General features: G+C 41.9%; 18 protein-coding genes and 1 pseudogene. 13 read left to right on the top strand and 6 right to left on the bottom strand.

What is annotated here, in order from left to right; genetic code table 11:
- The 6 genes from V7K41_RS05850 to V7K41_RS05825 all read left to right on the top strand — a co-directional run.
- Positions 1–2,123, top strand: a 2,123-nt coding sequence (locus tag V7K41_RS05850) for a hypothetical protein (protein WP_334846362.1), incomplete at its 5' end; no start/stop codon positions are given.
- A 33-nt stretch (positions 2,124–2,156) separates the two neighbouring features.
- Entirely contained in the window at positions 2,157–2,732 is a 576-nt protein-coding gene (locus tag V7K41_RS05845) for a CIS tube protein (protein ID WP_334846360.1), read from the top strand.
- A gap of 68 nt (positions 2,733–2,800) precedes the next feature.
- Entirely contained in the window at positions 2,801–4,534 is a 1,734-nt protein-coding gene (locus tag V7K41_RS05840; RefSeq protein WP_334846359.1) for a VgrG-related protein, read from the top strand.
- A 57-nt stretch (positions 4,535–4,591) separates the two neighbouring features.
- On the top strand, positions 4,592–5,089 hold the full coding sequence (locus tag V7K41_RS05835; protein WP_334846358.1) for a PAAR domain-containing protein: 498 nt from the start codon (positions 4,592–4,594) through the stop codon (positions 5,087–5,089).
- Between the two features lie 675 nt (positions 5,090–5,764).
- Positions 5,765–6,178, top strand: coding sequence for a GPW/gp25 family protein (locus tag V7K41_RS05830; RefSeq protein WP_334846357.1), 414 nt, complete (start codon positions 5,765–5,767; stop codon positions 6,176–6,178).
- Positions 6,175–8,400: a putative baseplate assembly protein gene (locus V7K41_RS05825; protein ID WP_334846355.1), complete on the top strand. Its 2,226-nt coding sequence runs from the start codon at positions 6,175–6,177 to the stop codon at positions 8,398–8,400. Before V7K41_RS05830 ends, V7K41_RS05825 begins: the two co-directional genes overlap by 4 nt.
- 60 nt (positions 8,401–8,460) lie before the next feature.
- On the opposite strand, the gene V7K41_RS05820 is transcribed toward V7K41_RS05825, so the two are convergent.
- Positions 8,461–8,718: a hypothetical protein gene (locus V7K41_RS05820; RefSeq protein WP_334846353.1), complete on the bottom strand. Its 258-nt coding sequence runs from the start codon at positions 8,716–8,718 to the stop codon at positions 8,461–8,463.
- Between V7K41_RS05820 and V7K41_RS05815 the strand changes: the two genes are divergently transcribed.
- Complete coding sequence (locus V7K41_RS05815; protein ID WP_334846351.1) at positions 8,710–9,744, top strand: phage tail protein; 1,035 nt, start codon at positions 8,710–8,712, stop codon at positions 9,742–9,744. The two genes, V7K41_RS05820 and V7K41_RS05815, sit on opposite strands and share 9 nt — an antisense overlap.
- Before the next feature lie 81 nt (positions 9,745–9,825).
- Positions 9,826–11,025 carry a DUF4159 domain-containing protein gene (locus tag V7K41_RS05810; protein WP_334846349.1) on the top strand — a complete coding sequence of 400 codons (1,200 nt, stop codon included), beginning with the start codon at positions 9,826–9,828 and terminating at the stop codon, positions 11,023–11,025.
- A 94-nt stretch (positions 11,026–11,119) separates the two neighbouring features.
- On the opposite strand, the gene V7K41_RS05805 is transcribed toward V7K41_RS05810, so the two are convergent.
- The 3 genes from V7K41_RS05805 to serA form a co-directional block, all read right to left on the bottom strand.
- The gene (locus V7K41_RS05805; RefSeq protein WP_334846347.1) at positions 11,120–12,412 is read right to left on the bottom strand and encodes a hypothetical protein; all 1,293 of its coding nucleotides are present in this window, start codon (positions 12,410–12,412) and stop codon (positions 11,120–11,122) included.
- 123 nt (positions 12,413–12,535) lie between these two features.
- Complete coding sequence (prmA, locus tag V7K41_RS05800; protein ID WP_334846345.1) at positions 12,536–13,456, bottom strand: 50S ribosomal protein L11 methyltransferase; 921 nt, start codon at positions 13,454–13,456, stop codon at positions 12,536–12,538.
- A 182-nt stretch (positions 13,457–13,638) separates the two neighbouring features.
- Entirely contained in the window at positions 13,639–15,219 is a 1,581-nt protein-coding gene (serA, locus tag V7K41_RS05795; protein WP_334846343.1) for a phosphoglycerate dehydrogenase, read from the bottom strand.
- A gap of 804 nt (positions 15,220–16,023) precedes the next feature.
- Here serA and V7K41_RS05790 point away from each other — a divergent pair.
- A pseudogene (locus tag V7K41_RS05790) lies at positions 16,024–16,704 on the top strand (Uma2 family endonuclease); the annotation flags it as partial.
- A 755-nt stretch (positions 16,705–17,459) separates the two neighbouring features.
- Here the strand turns inward: V7K41_RS05790 and V7K41_RS05785 are convergent.
- Together V7K41_RS05785 and V7K41_RS05780 are read right to left on the bottom strand one after the other, a co-directional pair.
- Positions 17,460–18,314, bottom strand: coding sequence for an HIT family protein (locus V7K41_RS05785; RefSeq protein WP_334846339.1), 855 nt, complete (start codon positions 18,312–18,314; stop codon positions 17,460–17,462).
- 82 nt (positions 18,315–18,396) lie between these two features.
- Positions 18,397–19,221, bottom strand: a complete 825-nt coding sequence (locus tag V7K41_RS05780; RefSeq protein WP_334846337.1) for a Uma2 family endonuclease — start codon at positions 19,219–19,221, stop codon at positions 18,397–18,399.
- Positions 19,222–19,369: 148 nt separating this feature from the next.
- On the opposite strand from V7K41_RS05780, the gene V7K41_RS05775 reads away from it, so the two are divergent.
- The 4 genes from V7K41_RS05775 (at position 19,370) to V7K41_RS05760 (ending at position 21,840) form a co-directional block, all read left to right on the top strand.
- Positions 19,370–20,092 carry a hypothetical protein gene (locus V7K41_RS05775; RefSeq protein WP_334846336.1) on the top strand — a complete coding sequence of 241 codons (723 nt, stop codon included), beginning with the start codon at positions 19,370–19,372 and terminating at the stop codon, positions 20,090–20,092.
- Positions 20,058–21,185, top strand: coding sequence for an NACHT domain-containing protein (locus V7K41_RS05770; protein ID WP_334846334.1), 1,128 nt, complete (start codon positions 20,058–20,060; stop codon positions 21,183–21,185). Before V7K41_RS05775 ends, V7K41_RS05770 begins: the two co-directional genes overlap by 35 nt.
- A 199-nt stretch (positions 21,186–21,384) precedes the next feature.
- Positions 21,385–21,615, top strand: a complete 231-nt coding sequence (locus V7K41_RS05765; RefSeq protein ID WP_334846332.1) for a hypothetical protein — start codon at positions 21,385–21,387, stop codon at positions 21,613–21,615.
- 15 nt (positions 21,616–21,630) lie between these two features.
- Complete coding sequence (locus tag V7K41_RS05760) at positions 21,631–21,840, top strand: type II toxin-antitoxin system HicB family antitoxin (protein WP_334846330.1); 210 nt, start codon at positions 21,631–21,633, stop codon at positions 21,838–21,840.
- The last annotated feature ends 148 nt before the right edge of the window (positions 21,841–21,988 follow it).

Here is a 21,988-nt window from a genome sequence, read left to right as displayed (position 1 = left end):
TCCATCCTTTGGCGAACGATCAAAATATTATCGGGGCGGATAGCTTTGCGCCGAAAGCGGATGTACTTAATTCTGATTCTTCAGTAGCTTTATCGCCAGCATTTACCTCACCTAATGTCGATCAAGCACCTACTTTACTCCATCCTTTGGCGAACGATGAAAATATTATCGGGGTGGATAGCTTTGCGCCGAAAGCGGATGTACCTAATTCTGATTCTTCAGTAGCTTTATCGCCAGCTTTTACCTCAGCTAATGTCGATCAAGCACCTACTTTACTCCATCCTTTGGCGAACGATGAAAATATTATCGGGGTGGATAGCTTTGCGCCGAAAGCGGATGTTGCTGTACCTAATTCTGATTCTTCAATTGTAAAAAGTCCTGTTACAGTACAACAAGAAATTGATTCTAATGTTACGAGTGAGTCTCCAGTCAGTGCGCCTGTTCAGTTAACACCTACCTCAGCCGATATTGAAGACACACCTAGTTTATTCAGATACTATGATAGCAATGAACAATTAGTCACTTCAGAGTCACAATCTGCTATGGCGGTTAATGTTTCAAATGTCTCAGCAAATGTGACTTCGCTGGAACATGACACCAATATTGAGAATACTACCAGCGAGTCTACAGAAAGTTATCCTATCTTAGCGCTACCTGAGATTGATGAAGTACCAGTAGTTACCGCCATATCACCTAAAATTGCTGAAGCACCAGTAAGCGCCATACCACCTGAGATTGCTGAAGTACCAAAAATTACCGCCATACCACCTGAGATTGCTGAAGCATCAAGAATTACCGCTACACCACCTGAAATTGCTGAAGCACCAAGAGTTACCGCCATACCACCTGAAATTGCTGAAATACCAAGAATTACTGTCACACCACCTGAAATTGGTGAAGCAGCAGTAGTTACCGCCATATCACCTGAGATTGCTGAAACTGCGATGTCTAACGACAAGCCGCTAGGCGTCTACACACCACCAATTCCCGCCACATCGCCTGAAATCATTGAAACTGAGAATATTTTCAGGAAAATTATTGACAATGAACAACCAGTAGAATCAGAATTTCCCTTTACGGTAACAAATCCTGAAATATCAACCCTTGTTGATACCTCAGATAATCGAGATATCCCAGAAGAAGCAACTTCTCCACAAAATGAGGTAAACACACCACCTAAAGTTGAGCAAAAGCAAAATGCGATCGCAGAAAATTTACCAGCGCCTAAAGGTTATGCTACTGGTGGTCATGTCATAGACTCCCACATTGAAAATCGTTACCAGATAGCATCCTCGGATACAGTACCTGCAATGCTTACGCCTGGGGAGTTTGTGATTAATACCAGGGATGCACAGAAGAATTTACCTCTACTGCATCACATCAACACTGGTGGAACACCGCACGATATCATCCTTCCAAGTTTACAGACACCCAATGCTCAAGAACCAGAAGAAATAACCTCTCCAGAAACCCCGACTAAAGTCGATTCTTTTCCAGACACTTCATTGCAACTAAAAAGTGCTGAGACTCGCTCCCCTGATGTATCCAATTCTTTAATTCCTTCTTCTTTGGGGTTGGATATTGGAAAACAGAAGCTTTCTATCCTAAATTCTCCACAGCTTAATCCTCTTCAAAACGAAACAATTCATGTGGATGAACCTTCACCTCAATACTCATCACCTCCCCTGATTTTCAGAAAAGCAAATCCTAGCACTAATACATCTTCTCAATGGTCAAATACACCTTCTCAATGGTCAAGTGTGGAAGATTTACTAAATGGAAATAATGATGAATTCCCTAGCTTCAACTTTAGTGATGTGGAATCTAACAGCCAAAATTATGAATCTTCTCATGTTTCAGAATCGCCACAAGTTTTTGCTAAACACCTTCTTTCACCTAGAGGCTTTGCTGATGGTGGAGAGGTAACTCTACCTGACATATCTAGAAAAATTGAACCAATAACTGAGACGATAGAGAGCGTATCCCCGTCTTCTCAAGAAGATGATAAAGATGATACGGCTGATCTTGAAGCTCTAGCCCGTGAAATTTATAACAGATTACGGCAACGGATAGAAATTGAGCGAGAGCGTCATGGCGGTCACTCAGGTCGATTACCTTGGTAAATACCATTCAATAATTTTCGGAGAAAAACTCAAATGGCAAGTCCAGCAATTATTGTTATTCAAAAGTCTCAACCGCAACTTGAGAAAGCCAAACTTGTAGCTCATAACGGTGAAGCACCAAATATTGAATTCATGTTTAATCCCACAGACATTAGTTTTAGTCGAACTGTTAAATGGGAGAGTCAACAAGGTAATAGAGGTACCGAACTTCTCCCTAAAGTTAACTTTTCTGGCGTTGAACCTTATAAATTCACACTAAAACAGTTACTCTACGATACCTATGAAACGAAAGAGTCAGTCATGACAAAGTACATAGACAAGATTAAAAAAGGTGTAGAAACTATTAAAGGATCGCCGGATAAGCGACCACCTGTTTACAAATTGACATGGGGATCAGAGTATTTTTATTGTGTAATCACAAGTCTAACTTACACTTTAAATATGTTCCTAACTGATGGCACACCAGTTAGAGCACTGGTAGATATATCCTTGCAAGAAGTAGATAAAAATAATCTTCCTAAAGGAAAAGCATCAGCTTCTAAAGGCGCAGATCGTCAGGCAAATCAAAAGGTGGGAAAAACCGATCAACCGAAGTCACCAAAGCGATAAATACTAATTTATCAATCATTTATCATTCAAGGCTAATCTGAACATTTCATAGTTCTAAAAGAATAGTTATGCCTAAACAAAGTCTTTATTTAAGTGAACCAACAATCCAGATAGAAGGATTAAGCGATTCTTCAGAATTGATGAAAGATTTGCTGCAAATCAGCATAGAAGAAAGCCTTCATTTGCCAGCAATGTTTACGTTAGTAGTACATAATAGCTATATTCCTGCTTCTAACCCTCAACAAAACAAACCTTGGCGATATGAGCAGGTATTTAAGATTGGTAAGAAAGTGAAGTTAGGTTTCAGTGAGAGTACTACTCTAGATCAGAATTTTAAAGAAAATAAAGAAAAAATTCTGATTGAAGGCGAAATTACGGGTCTGGAAGTTCACTTCAATGAAAAATCTGAAGCTGATATCATTGTTCGCGGCTATGATATTTCCCATCGTCTTCACAGAGGTCGTTATAATCGTTCTTTTTTGAATCAAAGGGATAGCGATATAGTCAAAAAAATAGCTAAAGAAGTAGGAATAAAACTTGGCAATATAGACCTAAGTGGCGAAGTCCATAAATATGTCTTCCAAGAAAACCAAACTAATATGGAATTTTTACGGGAAAGGGCTGCTCGCATTGGTTTTGAACTATTTATGACAGATGGCAAAATGAATTTTTGCAAACCAAAAGCTCAGGGAGCTTTACCACTAAAATGGCTAATTGATATTAATAAATTTAGTACTCGCGTCACCAGTGCTGAACAGGTAAGTTCTGTGGAAGTACGTGCCTGGGACTATACCAAGAAACAATTGATTACCCAAACAGCTAAGAAAGAGAACCAAATAACCCAGACAGGTAATAAGCTAGGAACTAGTACTAGTACTGCATTTCCCAATCTTAAGTCCCAGGAAATGATTGTTGTAGATAAACCCGTTGCCAGCGCGAAACAAGCAAAGACTATGGCTCAGGCTCTGTGTGATGAACTGGGAGGAGAATTTGTTTATGCAGATGCCAAGGCAGAGGGTAATCCTGAGATTCGACCGGGGCGAGTTGTTACTCTTGAGGGTATGGGCGATCGCTATAGTGGTAAGTATTATGTTACAGAAACACGCCATCTCTTCAGTAAGCGTGTTTATAAAACTGATTTCAGCGTGCGGGGACTACGTTCTGGTGACTTATTCACAACTTTATCTCCAGAAAAACGCCTACAACCATCTGAGACTTTATTAGTGGGAATTGTGACTGATAACCAAGACCCAGAGGCGTTGGGTAGAGTGAAGGTCAAGTTTCCTACCCTCACAGAAAAAGATACAAGTGACTGGGCAAGAGTTGTAGCTTTGGGAGCAGGGAAAAATAGAGGTTTCGACTGTTTACCAGAGATAGACGATGAAGTACTGGTAGGTTTTGAGCATGGCGATATCCACCGTCCCTATGTAATTGGCGGAGTATGGAATGGAAAAGATGCACCACCGGAAAAGGTGCGTGACTCAGTTACAAAACGTGGCGTAAGATTACGCACCTTTACAACTCGTGTCGGACATACTTTACAGTTTATTGACGAAGATAAACTAACTAGTAAAACAGGTATTCGCCTAGAAACTAAATACGGTCACAGAATCTATCTCAATGATAGTCAAAAGCGTATATTAATTAAAACTAGAGGCGGTCATACAATCGAAATGGATGACATCGCTAGGTCTATTTCAGTGCAATCAAAAGGCAATCTGTCATTAGATGCTGTTGGAAATATAGACATTTCAGCCAAGGGTGTAATTACAGTTAAAGGTGCGATGATTCGCCTTAATTAATTACTAATTACGGATTATTTTGAAGTTTAGTAATGAAAAACACTATAGGAGGTTGTCATGGGTAGACCAGCAGCAAGAATTACCGACAATGTAGCGCATCCCTTACCGCCAGTATTGACAGGAGGCCCAGGTAGTCGCAATGTGTTGATTGGGTCTTTACCTGCGTGGCGGGGTGTGCTTGCAGCAGCAGTACCGGCTTTGCTATCTGCCAAAACATCTTCTGATGCGACTGTCTTAGCAGCTGAGACTGCTACTAAGGCGGCGGCTGGTACACCAGGGGCACCTGCTGCCCTAGCTGCCGAACAAACTACAAAGACAACAGCATCAACTACCATGAGTAGCGCAATCAGTTCTGCTGCGGCAGGTGCTGATATTCATAATTGCGCTACACCCTCACCTGTACCTCCACATGGCCCCGGTGTTGTAATTGACGGTAGCAAGACAGTCTTGATTAACAACCTGCCTGCCTGTCGTATGGGCGACACTATTATAGAAGCATTAGGGCCACCAAATAAAATTATCAAAGGTAATCCCACTGTTTTGATTGGCGGTTGATTGCAGAGGCAGAAGGGATGAGCGAGTCGGGGGGTAGAGAAGTGGAATTCTGATCTGCGTCCACGAGTATCAAAGACTCATCCACGAGTATCAAAGACTCATTCACGAGTATAAAAGACTCGTCCACGAGTATAAAAGACTCGTCCGCGAGTATCAAAGACTCGTCCACGAGTATAAAAGACTCGTCTACGAGTATAAAAGACTCGTCCGCGAGTATCAAAGACTCGTCCACGAGTATCAAAGACTCGTCCGCGAGTATCAAAGACTCGTCCACGAGTATCAAAGACTCGGTTATGAATCTTAATTTATACCAAATTACACTTATAAATCATTCTCCCCCCAATACGCTTGGGATAAGCCTATTTTTCTTCCCCTGCCTCCCCTGCTTCCCCTGCTCAAGAACAGCCTGCCTACACTGAGGAATTTTCTTAACCCAAGCATATTGATTCTCCCCCTGCCTCCTGCCCCCTGCCCCCTGCCCCCTGCCCCCTGCCCCCTGCCCCCTGCCCCCTGCCTCCTGCCCCCTGCCTCCTGCCCCCTGCCCCCTGCCCCCTGCCCCCTGCCTCCTGCCTCCTGCCCCCTGCCTCTTCAACCTCGACCTTTGGCGAATAGGCTTAAACCTTCTGTGCCGATATCTTTGAAGATATCCACGTAACAGCTGTCTAAGTGCCAGATATGGTTTATGGTGGTCAACGAGAGTATTTGGGAACAGGTTGGGCTTATCCACTGCATTTAAGTGTGCAAGGTGGGATACAACTTAGCCGTGAAGATCAAAAAGTTAAAGAATCTATTTGGATTATCCTCCGCACTGGAGTAGGTGAGCGGGTTTATCGACCGACATTTGGATCTCGCTTGTCAGAACTGGCGTTTGCAACCTTGAATAGCGAAACCTTGCTGCAAATCCGTCTTTATGTTTTGGAAGCGTTAGAAGTTTGGGAACCACGAATTATTGTTGATGAAGTTCTCACCGATCCCGACCCTGTGCGTGGCAGAGTGGATATCATCATCAATTATCGACTCAAAGACAGTCCCGATATTTATAGCTTTGTTTATCCTTATTATTTGGTTTCAGCTGGGGAGGAATCGTGAACTTTGACTTTCTACCAAAATTACCTTCTTCCAACTTAGACGATCGCGCCTTTGATGATTTGGTGGATGAATGTATAATGCGTATTCCCCGCTACTGTCCAGAATGGACAGACCACAACCTCAGCGATCCAGGGATTACGCTAATTGAGTTATTTGCTTGGTTAACTGACCAGATGTTGCTCAGATTTAACCAAGTGCCTCGAAAAAATTATGTAGCTTTCCTAGAATTACTGGGTATTCGTCTTCAGCCTCCCGCACCAGCCCGCACGGAATTAACTTTTTATTTAAGTGCTGCACTACCTGAAGCCTATACTATTCCGGCAGGATTAGAAGCTTCAACTATCCAAACTGAAACCACAGAAAGTATTACCTTTAGTACAGATTTTCCTCTAATTATCGGCAACCCGCGCATACAACACTTCTTAACTGCCCAAACCACCGAAGACATTCCCCAATCTCTGCGAGAAAGAGTCACAAGTACATGGACTCGTGAATCTAACGGTTTCTGGACAGGCAATGAACAATCGATATTTGAAGAGGAACCTCAGCCTGGTAACTGCTTTTATTTAGCGATCGCTTCTGATGCTCCTCTAGATGGTAATGTTCTAGATATTACTTTTCAAGGAGCCGCAGCTACGCCTGCTGGTATTAACCCCAATCAACCGCCTCGGAAGTGGGAAGCCTGGGATGGAGAACATTGGCAACCAGTTTTATTCCAAGAGTCAGATGACGAAACTCGCGGCTTCAGTTTTTACGAACTCGCTGAACAGGGTGGTAATCCCTCTGAAGGGGCAGATGTGCGTCTGCATTTACCGCCAAATTGGCCTGTGACCAACTTTACCTCTTACCGGGGTCGTTGGCTACGTTGTAGCTTTATGACTACAGAAGCCAATCAATCTGGTTACAATCGTCCACCACGAATAACTGGTTTAGCAGTGCGGTCAATTGGCGGTACAGTTAGGGCTAGTCACAGTACCTTTATTGAAGATGAGCGCTTAGGAATTAGTGATGGTACACCCGGTCAGACTTTTGAATTACAAAACGCACCAATTTTAGAACGCCGAGAAAATGAGTATATTCTAGTTACTCCCGCTGGTGGATTGCCTCAGAAGTGGACTGAAGTGAGAGATTTTGCTGATTCTGGGCCGGATCATTTTCATTACACCATTGATTCGCTGACTGGTACAATCCAATTTGGGCCGCTGATTCGAGAACCTAGCCAACTTAAACAGCATACCCAGATGCGAAGCCTGCGGCAGGCTGCGCCAACGCGAATCCAGCAACCATCACTAGATGACACATCTGTACAAGTTAGTACCCTGGAAAACAATCAATCTGAACACCAGTACGGGGCGATTCCTCCCCGTGGCTCAGAGATTAGGATGGTTGCTTATCGTACAGGCGGTGGTAGAGAAGGTAATGTTCAAACTGGGGCAATCCAGTTTTTGAAGTCTGCATATCCTTATGTTGCTAGTGTGGTCAATCGTGTACCAGCAATCAATGGTGCGGATGCCGAATCGCTGGAACAAGCTGTGATGAAGGCTCCCCGCATCCTTCGTACACGCGATCGCGCCGTCACTGCTGAAGATTTTGAAGTTTTAGCTCAACAAGCAGGGAATGGTGCGATCGCTCGTGTTCGCTGTTTGCCAGCGAATTCTCAAAGACAAGCTGGTATAGTTAGTTTACTGGTAGTTCCTTATGCCAATACAGATGCGATCGTGCAAGGCAATGGCATGACACCAGAAGATTTTGCCCTCAGTAATGCCCTTCAAGAGCAAATTTTGAGTTACTTAGATGAAAGACGGTTATTAGGGGTACAAATAGAATTAGAAGAACCAAATTACGTAGGTGTTTCTGTACAGACAGAAATTGCTTTAGAGCCAGCATACAACAACCCTTTTGCTAGAGAAGAAATTCGCCGGAATTTAAGGGTATCGCTGTATAAATATTTAAATCCATTAACTGGAGGAATCGACGGCAAAGGATGGCCCTTTGGGCGACCAGTTTATACATCGGATATTGTAGTATTACTCCAACAAACCCCAGGCGTGCGTCATTTAGGCCCCGTCTTGCTGTTTCCCATCCGCAAGCAAGGAGAAAATTGGCGACGACAACCATCGCCAGAACAATTGATCGATCCAGGATCGGAAGGTTTGATATGTTCCTGGGCTGACACAAATCTGCGTTCAAATCACGACATCCAGATAATTCGTAATTCGTAATTTGTCATTTGTCATTTGTCATTCGTCATTTGTCATTTGTCATTCGTCATTTGTCATTTGTCAGTAGTTATTTTCCCCCAATCCCCAGTCCCCAGTCCCCAATCCCCAGTTTCCAGTCCCCAGTCCCCAGTCCCCAGTCCCCAATCCCCAGTCCCCAATCCCCAGTTTCCAGTCCCCAGTCCCCAGTCCCCAGTCCCCAGTCCCCAGTCCCCAATCCCCAGTCCCCAGTCCCCAATCCCCAGTCCCCAGTTTCCAGTCCCCAGTCCCCAGTCCCCAGTCCCCAGTCCCCAGTCCCCAGTCCCCAATCCTATGGTTCAAAGTCGCTCTAGTCCAGCTGTAAGCATTCAATTAACGCCAATGCAAATTCCCGAAGCTTTACCTGTGGCAGGTTTAGCGTTTGCAAATGCAGAAAACATGGATGTAGCTGGACGTAGTTTGCTCTTGCATCCCGGACATCCCAGCGAGATGATTGTGCAGGTGCAAAACTTAGAACAACGTCCTTTGCGCGTAAGCTTAAGCGTTGAAGGAAACTTTCCATCCCAGTGGTGTCAAATTGGCACAGAAGGCAGTGAAATACCTCCTCGTGGACAAATGGATGCTGTCCTCTACTTCTCAATTCCCGACACATTTTTTGAAGATCGAGAAGCGATTTCCCCTGGAAAAAAAGACAAACTAACTCTCAATTTTCGCAGCCTAGTTACCCTACATATAGACCCAGGCACGGACAACGAACAAATTGAGAGAAGCGAGTATTTCGATTTATATATCCGTCCCTACACTGCCTACATGGAATTCTTGCCAATTTTGTATCGGGAAGTGGATTTTATTGGTCGCTTCATGAAAATATTTGAGCAAGCTTTTCAACCAATAGTTGATAGTTATAATGTCATGTGGGCAAACCTCGATCCTTTGACAGCACCGCAAGCATTACTACCCTTTATGGCTCATTGGGTTGCTTGGCAAGTAGATTCTGTTTGGGATCTCCAGCAACAACGGCGTTTAATTCGCCGAGCTGTAGAACTTTATCGCTGGCGAGGAACTCGTAAAGGATTGCGTCTTTACTTGCATCTTTATACTGGTTTACCACTAGACGAAGATTTACCTAATGAAGCTGATAAACACATTAGTATTACAGAACCTTTTGGCCCAAGTTTCATTATCGGAGATGCACAATTAGGAAATGCAGTTTTAGCAGGTGGACAACCATATCATTTTATAGTACGTTTGCGCTCAAATATTTCTAGTGGCATTCTCAACGAAGAACTTATTCAAAGAATAATAGAACAAGAAAAACCTGCTTTTTGTACTTATGAATTATCTATCGAAACCCCCCCCAACCAATAAAATCTCCAACTTCTTCTCTCTACGACTTTCCGTGAGCTTTTCTTAAATTTTGAATTTTGAATTTTGAATTTTGAATTACTTATGTCCCATCCTTTCCCACCCCCACCAATAAAATCTTTTGAACGCCTGCAAGCCGCAGACGGGTTATTAATCAATGCGGAACGCTGGCGCACAGCCCATGATTACCACCGTAATCGGCAAAATGCTCAATATCAAAGTTTAAATCAACCAGGAATTGTCTGCGGTTTAGGCGTGCGAGATGTGACTGCTCCAAGCCAAGTTGAAGCTAAATATCGAGATGGACGTTGGGTACAAATTCAACCTGGTATTGCAATTGATTTAGCAGGTAATCTAATTGTTGTACCGACTTCTTATGATTTTCCTATCGATCTAGAAGTAGTAAGTTCTGAACCGCTCACGATCTACTTAGTAGTTAGCTATGTAGATCCTGATGAATTGCGGCGCGGACAGCAAAGAGATGTTGTTCAAGAAACTTATCGAATTGACCAAATAAACTCTACACCAGCCAGTTCAGAAATAGAAATATGTCGAATACTCCTACAACCAGAACATACTGACATTACCCAACCTGCGGATGCTTTCTTTCCTGGATATAACAATATTGATTTGCGTTATCGCCGTCAGGCACAAATGCGTCCCCAAGCACTTGTATGTATGGCGCAGGCGAATCATAGCGATCCCGAATGTGCGCGTAATTTTTTCAGCCTTTCGTATTTGTTACAAGCAGTAGAACCCCTATACCCAAGTTTGCGAGGGGCTGATGAACCAGGTCAGGTTTCTTTAGCAGAAAATATCCAAGACTATGACATCCTTTATCTTACAGGTGGACAAGCTATATCTTTAAATAGTCTCGAATTTGAATCTCTCAGAAATTACTTAAATTTAGGTGGTGTGCTTCTAGTTGATGCGCCAACAAATGCTAATCCTTTGATTGAGAGTACTCAAGCTTTGGCACAACAGTTAGAGAGTCCTTTAAGACCTTTAGAAGAATTGCAACGGAGTCATCCTTTAAGGACAAAACCTTTCTTATTTGCTGCCTTGCCAATGGTTAATCAACAGCAGATTAAACTATTAATCGGTGGAGGAATTATTTTAGCAATTGGTGATTTAGCAACTGCTTGGGGATTGGATAGAGATTTGAGTTTACCCAGATTGACCATTCGTACAGCTCAGGAATTAGGAATTAATATTCTTCACTATGCTTGGAAGCGGCGACAGTTAATTGGGCTGCAACAAGAAGATAATTCCGGGCAGTGGTGAAAGGCAAATTAGTAGGCTGGACATTGCTTTGAATCATATTGAAATAGATGCCAACATTTTTGAGCAATTTCCACCTGACAATATCAAGTTGGAATTATTGGGTTTGGTTGTTTGCGATCGCAGTATTATTTTTGTCGTGTTCAAGTTCTCTCATTAGAGAATCAAAACCACTGGTATTGTTTCCACTTTGGGCAAATAAAGACCGAATTTTATTGACGATCGCACCCATACTGTTGGAGAAAAACTGACCAAGATTATTAACAAAGTTTTTCAGTTTCTCAAACATCGCAACCTCTACAGTGGAATACTTATTGACAATTGGATATACAATTTTTCCTTTTTCTGTTTGATAGTATTCTTGTTCAGGCATCAACATTGATGTGAGTGGTTGCACCTGTTTTGCCATATCAGCTTCGGTTCGTTTATTGCTGAGGAATAAAACATCATAAATTTTTCCATTCCAGCTAGCCCAATAATGGTTTTGGAAAAACCATCGTTTCCCGTCATCACAATTAGGCTTTTTCCCTTGGTATGGGGTAGCTCCAGCTTCACTCAAAAAAGGTTTGGCGATACTTTCAATTGTTATTTTTTCAATCCCAAAATATTCTTCTGCAACTTTTTTAAAAGCACGGGCTAATGTCTGACAATCTCCTTCTGGAGAGCCTTTTAAGAGCGTTTCTGGACTCTTGCTCACCATTGTGTATTGAAATTGGATATTTACAAAATTTTTGAAAAGTTGTTCCAGGATTTTATCTTGTGGTAATGTGTCATCTATGCCATTTACTAGTGTTTTGGCTAGCGAGTATTCTTGTAAAAATTTTTGTTTTTTATCTGCTGAGTTATTTGCTGCTAATATTTCTTCAGACTTTGCTTGTTCGTTCTTATTAGCTGGTAAAGTTGTCTGCTGTGCGTCCTGGTTTTCCGAAGTAGCTCTATTGATTTGGTTAACTACAGAAGTAGCGACTCTATCCGCCTGTTGCTCATATCGATCTCCTGATTGACCAATAGTGAGTTTTGGCTGTATTAGTGGTTGCATTTGTGCCGATGACACACCATCAGCACGTTTTATTGCCATTTTGCTCAGGTGATGACCAAACTGGGAAGAGTGTTCCTTTGCTTGCTGCAACGACTCATTCATTTTTGTTTGCAATACAGTGAGTCGCTCTTGTCCCTCTGGCGCGATCGTGCCATGCTTGGCCTGTATTTGGAGTTTCGTTGCCTCAAACTGATATTGTTGAAATTTCTGATTTTCTACCTTTGCCTGTACTATAGGCTTGTTGGAGCCAAGTTGAGAGTGAGTAGTTAACAGATGCAATTGCGACTGACTTTGCTCTGAGGAATAAGCGGATGAGTCAGCTTTTTTGTGGATTTGTAGCCGTTCTTTCATCGCTAGTTTCAAAAGTCAATAGTGGTTAATCTATATATTATGTCACTGAAATATCCCCGACAACTTTTATGAAGGCGGGGATATCATTGTTTACGAATGATTTAGGATTACTTTTCTACTGGGTTAAGAACGCCGTACATTTAAGCAACACCATTCTTTGCGTTTCCACAGGGTAGCGACAACCCAACCATTTTCTTCTAAAGCGTCAGCAACAGCTTTAGATTGTTCCAGTAAAATACCACTGAAGATTGCCCAAGTTTCAGGTTTAGCGATCGCACTCATTTCTGGAATCAATTCAATAATCACATGAGCCAAAATATTGCAGACAATACCATCAACTGGGCTTTCAACTAGTTTTGTCAAAACGTCTACACTTCCCTGTGCAGGTAGTAAACGTTCTGGGCTAATATCATTCAGCGCACCATTACTGATCGTTGATTGCACCGCCAAAGGGTCAGTATCCACTGCATAGACTTTTTCTGCACCCAGTAGCAACGCCCCAATGGAAAGGATACCAGAACCACAGCCAATATCCGCAATTACCAGATGCTCATGTTTGCCACTATTACCCACAAAGGACTGAGGAACTCCACTTAGCCGCATTTCCAGGGATTCCAAACATAGCTGAGTAGTGGCATGGTTGCCTGTTCCAAATGCTACACCAGGGTCAAGGCGAATGACTAACCGTTCGGTTGTTTCTGGTAATGGTAGCCAAGCGGGGTTAATTAGGAAGCGATCGCCTATTTCTTGTGGATGCCAATATTGTTTCCAGCTAGTCGCCCAATCTTCCTCATCAATTAATTGCCATTGCAAGGAAGGAGATGAAATTCCAACACAGAGAGCATCTTGACGTAGCCATAACGACAGCGCTGCCAAATCTAGTAGCTGCGTTTGGATTGTCGGCAGATAAGCCTTGACTAAAGATGAATTTCCTTTATTTTCACTAGCTGTACCACGACAGCCAAAATCTTCCAGTCGCCAAAAGATCGAGTCTTCTAAGTCTGGCTCACATAAAATATTTAGTTCCCACCAAGTGTTTGCCATTTTTAAGTGCTGAGTCGTGAGTGCTGTTAGCGGTAGCGGGGCGTTTAGCCCGTGCTGAGTTTGAGGGAGTTAGGAGTTAGAAGTTAGAGTTAGAGTTAGGAGTTTTGCTTTTTAACTTTTAACTCCTCACTACTCACTCCTAACTTTTATTCACTCAGCACTCGTTACTCAGCACTCAGCACTCATAGTGTTACTGTATATGCGTCCCGAATACCAGGGACTTTTATAATTTCATTCAAAATGCCCTCTGGTAAAGGGTCATCTATACTCAGAGCCATGACGGCATCACCACGGACGATTTTACGACCTACTTGCATACTGGCAATATTCACATTAAAACTGCCGAGTAGGGAACCAAGTTTGCCGATAATCCCCGGCATATCGCGGTGCAGGGTAAACAACATATATTTGCTGGGTGGGACGTTAATCGGGAAACCGTCAACGTCAGTGAGGTGGATTTCCCGCTCACCCAACAAAGCACCTGTAACAGAATGAGTACCTAAAGTACCCGTGGCTTCTAGATGCAGTGTGCCGGCGTAATCTCGAATAGAAGCATCGCGGGTTTCAATCACCCGAATTCCGCGTTCTTTGGCTTCTATGCTGGCATTTACGTAATTTACTCGTTCCCGCAAAGCTTGGTAAAGTAGTCCTTTGAGGGCAGCGACGATTAAAGGCTGACTTTTGTTGGTTGCGAGTTCCCCTTGCAGTCGAATATTGAGTACTTCTACCCTTCCACCAGCTAGTTGTCCCACTAGATTACCGAGAGTTTCTGCTAGTTGCATATAGGGTTTGAGTTCTTCCAACACATCGGGGCCGAGTCCGGGAATGTTGACGGCTGAACGTGCTGGTAGTCCTAAAAGGACATCGCGAATTTGTTCGGCAACATCAATGGCCACATTCACTTGAGCTTCTGTAGTAGAGGCTCCCAGGTGAGGGGTGAGGATGATTTCTTTACCTAGCGATCGCAATTCAGATTCACCCAGTGGTTCTGACTCGAACACATCCAAGGCTGCACCACCGATTTTACCCGCTTTCAAAGCTGCTGCTAAAGCTACTTCATCAATGATCCCACCACGAGCGCAGTTGATAATCCGGGCTGTGGGTTTCATCTTTGCCAGGGTTGTGGCATTGATTAAGTGAGTAGTTTCTGGGGTTTTCGGGATGTGGAGGGTGATATAGTCTGCTTGCTGGAAGAGTAAATCTAGCTCCACCAACTGACAGCCAATCTGTTCGGCTCGTTCTGTAGAAATAAAAGGGTCATAAGCTAGGAGTTTCATCCCCATTGTCCTAGCTACAGCGGCAACATGGGAACCAATTTTACCCAAACCGACAACGCCGAGAGTTTTTTTGTAGACTTCCGCACCAACAAAACTATTGCGATCCCACGCACCGCGTTTCACCGAAGCGTTAGCATCGGGAATGTGGCGGGACAAAGCCAAAATCATCGCTAGCGCGTGTTCGGCGGCGGCAATTGTATTTCCCTCTGGAGAATTGACTACCACAATTCCCCGGCGTGTGGCAGCGGGAACATCCACATTATCCACACCCACACCAGCACGACCGATGATTTTTAGCTGGCTGCCGGCTTCAATGATTTCTTGAGTGACGCGCGTACCAGAGCGAATCATCAGCGCGTCATACTCACCAATAATTGCGATCAGTTCCGCTGGTTTTAGACCTAGTTTGACATCAACGGTAGCAACTTGCGAAAGAATGTCAATTCCAGCTTGGTCAATCGAATCAGAGACAAGAACCTTAGACATGATTACTTCATTTAAAGCTACAGGTTTTGCTGCACAAGACTTTTTAGTTTAGTCTTTATCTGTCGCAATTCAGCAAAAATTATTCGTTTGAATATCAACTTAACCTTTACTTACACTACGTGCTGATAGTATTGAAGCGTGAATTGCTCCCGATGGGCACTGCTTTCTAAGTTTTTGAACATAAGTTAGCTGTTTGCACCACCCTGTCGCTAAATATAAAGCATGAATAGCACTAAGCACCGATATATTTATTAATAGTTAAGAGTTACCAAAATTTTATCGGCTGAAGCAACTTCCTTGGTGGGGTATAAACGCTTGTATGCTTGACTGGGCTGCAACTTTAGCTGAGGCAATGCTATGCACAACCACCAAACGAGCTAGTAACTAATATATCTGTCGAATCTCGTCTATTTGTCAATACCACAAGTGGTATCCCTTAGTCAAAGCAAAACATTGGCTCATCAAGATCATCGGATTGTGACAATTAGAATTTAGGTATCAAATAAATTTTATTATTCATGATTCCGCCAGATTTAGGATTGTTTAGTAGTTAAAAACTACCAATTAGTGCCAGTGGAGTACTTAATATACAGTAGTAAACTAGTAATTTGTCAAGCTAATTTTGAGGGTTTGTAGTAAGCATTTTAGTGCTTAAAAAACCAGAACTAAAGTCCTGACTACGAACTTGTTCACGCCTCGCGATCGATGAGGCAGACTACTAATGACATTGCAAGGGGATAAATCGCTATAATTCTGTTGAGCCAAATAGAGCCAAATATCCTTTGAGTTTTGGGAAAACCAGCCATGTTAGAGTACAACTTGCCAAGGTACTTGCCCTCAGGCGAGGAACTACCAGACTCTGATGAAACGCCTGTGGATAATGAACTGCAAGAATTGATACCAGGCTTGTTAAAGGCGATTCTGCTGATGCTTTGGTCAGAACGCATGGACTGGTTGTTTGCGATAGATATGGGTATTTATTATCACCCTGATAAACCGCCAATTGTGCCAGATGGGTTTTTGAGCTTAGGAGTAGAGCGGTTTTATGATGAGGAACTGCGTCCTAGTTATGTGCTGTGGGATGAAAATGTTGTACCGATTTTCGTCCTAGAAGTAGTTTCCCAAAATTATCGTAAGGAATACACTACTAAATTGGATGAATATGAGGCTTTAGGTGTACTTTATTACGTGATTTATTCCTCTCGCCGCCGCCGCAAACCGCATCTGGAAGTACATAAGTTAGTTAATGGTAAGTATGAATTGCAAGAGGAAAACCCCGTTTGGCTACCAGAAATTGGACTGGGAATTGGTTGCGAAAGGGGAAATTATTGTGGTGTAACGCGGGAATGGATGTATTGGTATGATGAGCAAGGACAACGGTATCTCACGCCCGCAGAACAAGTAAAACAAGAAACGCTACGCGCTCAACAAGAATCACAACGCGCTCAACAAGAAGCGCTACGCGCTCAACAAGAATCACAACGCGCTCAACAAGAAGCGCTACGCGCTCAACAAGAAGCGCTACGCGCTCAACAAGAATCACAACGCGCTCAACAAGAATCACAACGCGCTCAACAAGAAGCACTACGCGCTCAACAAGAATCACAACGCGCTGATGTTGCAGAACAACGGGTTCAACAGTTGGCAAAACAATTAAGAGCGCTCGGAATAGATCCAGATAATCTGACTTAACTGAAATATTTTGCAATATTTTCAACAAAACCTAATTTTTAGGTTTTGTTAGATATATGTATTTTTCATAAATGATTGTTGGAATTTTTACATCTCATCAATTAGATTACACACGCTTGATGTAATTGCGCCCATGTAAGTAGGTGGGCGTAAATAATTCTTGTTAGGATAAGGCAGTTCTTGCTGGGGGCAGGGAGCAGGGAGAAAAAGGGTTTGAGCCTTATTTACTTTTCTTCACACAGCTCGGTTTTATTCTGCCCACTTACTTAATACCATTTCACTTTAAGGTTGATACATTTAGGTAAGCAGAGAAGCAGAGGAGAAAATATTTGTATCTTTCATTTGGTAAAATGGTATAAGTTAGCAGCATATAGCGCTTGATCTACTACTTGCAATAACTCATCAGTGGTTTTTCCAGGATCTGGAAACATAGCCACTCCACCCGAAACTTAAGTTTGAGCAAGTCATGATGTTGCAGTAATTTTCATAATTACTTCAAAGCAGTAAAGTTACAGCAAAATTATGAATCCTGAATTATTACAGAAAAACTATTGCTTTTTAGGAATAACGTTTCTGATTCCACTTTTATTAGAGACAGTATCACCTTTGTAACGAGGGATGATATGAATACTAGCGTGCATAATATTTTGACCTGCGGCTCTATTGATGTTCATTCCTACATTAAAGCCATCAGTTTCAAATTCTGCTTTGAGAATTTCTTGTACTTTGTTCACCATAAACCAGCAAGCAGATTGCTCTTTAAATGGTAGCTCAAAATAACTGCTAACATGACGTTTGGGAATCACCAAAATATGTCCTTTACTTATTGGATAGCCATCAAAAATAGCATAAGCAGTTGCTGACTCAGTTAATAGTCTGAGAGTTTTATGGGGATTACAGAATATACAATAGTTAGATGAATTTCGCTGATGATTATAGTGAATATACTCATATACTTCTCGATATTCATCTAAGCAAATTGAAGTAAAGGGAAGTTTGGCAATACACTGATAGGTAGGCTTTTTGTGAACATAATGTTCTCGAAAACCTTCTTTTCTGATATCCCTTCTTACAGCATAATAAGCTTTGCCTCCTGGTTTTAATAAGTGTGATATTTCCATAAGAACATTAGTTTGTTCTTCGGTAAATAAAACATTTAAAACATAAAAGCAAATTATTGTATCGAATTTAGTATCAGGATATTTTGGAAAATAATAAGGGTCATAGCCTGTAATATCACAACCTTTTTGGCGCAAGATTTTAACATCATTACCAAAGCCACAACCAAAATCTAGTATTTTGCCTTGGAGCAGATTTTGATTTAATAAAAACTGTGCCGGAAATGAGAGATAACTTCTTTCGATCGCAGTAAGATGACTAAATTGATTTTTTTGCTGTTTCATGGAATGAATTTTGGTGCTGATGTCCCAAAATTATTATTCCCAGCATTTGTTTAAGTTATGCGATGTCTACGACGGGCTACGCCTACGCATCAGGGTCAACACCTAACTCACGTAACTTAGCTGCTAATATATCAGCACGTTGGCGTTCCTGTTCAGCACGTTGGCGTTCCTGTTCAGCACGTTGGCTTTCCTGTTCAGCACGTTGGCTTTCCTGTTCAGCACGTTGGCGTTCTTGTTCAGCACGTTGGCGTTCTTGTTGGGCTTGTTCGCTGCTCCACAACAGCAAATTTCCTTCTGTATCCCACCAGCGCAGCCAATTCATAGTTTGACATAATCTTTCACCTTGCCAAATTCCGAGAAATAACTCTAACTCAGGAATCCAGTAACGTCCATTGCTATCTGCTTGCTGCAAGGTATATTGTCCATTTTGCAAGCACCGTAGTTCTATGCTTGGTTCGTAGGGGTCGTAGGTTACGTAGGTTGGAACTTGGAGAATCTTTTCGTAATAATAGAGTTTACCGTAGGGTGGAGTTGAACGGACTGATAGTTCTCCACCTTCTGTGTCTGAGAGAAATTCCATCACTACAGCCACAGCAGCGCCTTCTAAATTTGGGGTATAGCTGCGACGAACTACATTTGTTCCTACAGACTGCACTTGAGGGGCGTAAAACCAGTCAGGGGCTTTAACGACAATTTTTTTGTTGACTGTGGCTACAAGTCCAAAATTAGAGCCAATCAGCATTTGAGGTTGGATGCGTCCTGTGCTTCCTAAAGCATCGGTAAGCGCAGCAGCGATCGCAGGTTGTTGAATATTTTCCACTGGATCGTCAGGTAAAATGAAGTCGGCTGGAAGTGCTTCCCAAGTAACAGTAGGTTCTTTCTGGATGGGGTTAACTTGTAAAACCATAAAACTACTCCTAATATCAATGCACAGTTATTAGTTATTTTTAACAAATCTTCAGCTAATGTTGCTTTTAAGCTAAAAACCCAGCAATCTGGAAATATTTCTTTGACTAGTGTATATACTCGTAGTCAAACACTTAGCAGGAGTGAGTATGATAGTTGAGTGGTTCACTCTTTGGATAGGTCAAAAAGCGGTTGGATTTCTTGTCAAAACTATTATCAGCGAAGAATTTTTCAAAGATTTAGTTAAGGACTATGCTAAAGATTTTTTCAAAAATATCTTTAATAATGCTGTAACCGCGCCCTTTAAGCAAGAACCGCTTCAGAAAGCTGTAGTTATGGCGCTGACAGAATTTTTGCAAGCGATGCAGCAGCAGTTAAAGGTTCGTTGCAAACTTCCTGAAGGTGAAATTCAAAATTATGCTGAAGATATCAAGATATTTATCCGTGATAAATCGGTTAAAGAAATTCTTGGTCAGGCTTTTGATATTAAATGTGATTCTCTAGATTTTAAAACCCTAGCAGATAGTTGGAAAAGACTTCAACTTGCACCTCTCCCACCTAAATTTAACTGGCAAACAATTACAGAACAGTATCTTATCCAAGTTCAAGATATTCTTTCGGATTCAGAAGAGTTACGTTATATCTTAGAACTTCAAAATTTATCTAGTATTGACAAGACTTTAAAAGAAAAGGCTGATATTCCCAAGGATTTTAATTTACCACAATATTTAGAAACTATTCGTGAACGCTACGGCAATCTGAAGTTAGATAGCTTAGAAACTACATCCCGCGAACATCCGGTAAATTTATGGCAAATGTTTATTTATCCCGCAAAATGTGCGGCAAGTTTATCAGGTTTTAGAACTGCCTAAAGAACATCTCCGCAGGCTACAAGAGAGTAACCAATTAGATGCGGAGTTTGAAATAGAAAAATTTCAAGAAGAATTTGCAGGCTATAAACGCAATTATTTTGAGCAGCCAATCCGTTCAGTATTAGATGTTGTCCGAGATCAGCAACGCAAGAATTATCTAGTTATTTTAGGCGATCCTGGTTCCGGTAAGTCTACATTGTTGCAATATCTAGCGTTGGACTGGGTAGAAAAAACTCTCGAAGAAAATGATTTTAATCTGCCAATCCCTTTGCTGATTGAATTACGCCATTATATGCGCGATCGCGATGCGGGTAGTTGTAATAACTTTCTCCAATTTTACCATAATAGTCCCAATTGTTTCTATCACCTCAATCAGCATAAATTGCATGAGCAACTAAAGGCTGGTAACGCTTTAGTCATGTTTGATAGTTTGGATGAAATCTTTGAATCGGCGAAGCGGGAAGAAGTAATTACCTCTATTCATCGCTTCACTAATGAATATCCCGATGTGCAAGTAATTGTCACTTCTCGGATTATCGGCTATAAGCAGCAACAATTGCGAGATGCAGAGTTTCGCCACTTCATGTTGCAAGATTTAGAACCAGCACAGATTCAAGATTTTATTGAACGTTGGCATGATAAAACTTTTAGCCAAGCCGAAGAAAGAGATAAAAATATCAAACGAGAGCGTCTACAAAGAGTAATTAATGAATCGAAAGCGATTGCCGAACTAGCACAAAATCCTCTGCTGTTAACGATGATGGCAATTCTCAATCTCAAGCGAGAATTACCCAGAGATAGAAGTGAACTGTATAAAGATGCTTCAGAGGTTCTGCTGCATAATTGGGACGAGGGACGCAATTTAAAGCCGGATGAGCGTCTGGACATTATTGATTATAAAGATAAACAGGCAATGTTGCGTCAAGTTGCTTATCAAATGCAAACCAGTGAAAAAGGTTTAGCTGGCAACTTTATCTATGCAGATGATTTAGAAGCAATCTTCACTAAATATCTGCAAAGCATACCAGTGAGTGATGCTAGAGATAAAGCCAGACGGTTGATGAAACAATTGCGCGATCGCAACTTTATTTAATGACTCCTTTGAGCGTAAGTATAACTATAAAACCAACCCTCGGCGCATTGTACTGGAGATAATTATCAAGCAATTTCCTCAGCATCCACAGACTTTACCACTGTTGCGTGACAAGGCAGAGAATGACATAGATAAGGAAGTGCGAGAGTTTGCTCAACAGAAGTTGGCAGAATTAGAGAAGTAAAAGAGTTGCAAAAATATGAACAACACAGAAGTTCGTCAACAAATCAACCAATATCTAGATGGCTTATCTTCAGAACGCCTAGAACTGGTTGCTGACTTCTTAGCTTATCTAGCAGATAAAGAAAGTGAAGACGCTACCAAAGAGTTAGTTGATATTCCTGGATTTATTGAATCCTTCGAGAGGGGTAAAAAAGATGTTGCTAAGGGTCGGGTAAAAGACTGGGGGTTAAAAATTAGTAATTCGTAATTATGTTTCAGAAGAATGAAATATACAATCGTTATTCAGTGGTCTGATGAAGATGAGTGTTTTGTTGTGAGTCTTCTTGAATGGGGATTTTGTCATACTCACGGAGATACTTACGAAGAAGCTTTCAAAAATGCTCAAGAAGTTTTAGAAATGCTAATTGAATCATCTTTGGCAGACGGTCAACCTCTACCAGAGCCAAAAACGCTAGAAAAGTCCTTAAAATAATTCGTAATACTCGCCATTCGCGTAGCGTCTCGTAGAGAAGGCGAAAAGCAAGCTACGTAATTCGTAATTTGTCAGATTAGAGAAGCATACGGCGATGCCTTCACGATAGGCATCGCGGATTTTAGATTTAATCTAATCTAAAATCCCA

Origin of the sequence: Nostoc sp. (assembly GCF_036917415.1) — a bacterium.
In the GTDB taxonomy this organism is placed as follows: Bacteria; Cyanobacteriota; Cyanobacteriia; order Cyanobacteriales; family Nostocaceae; genus Nostoc.
This window is presented reverse-complemented; position numbering and strand designations above follow the sequence as displayed.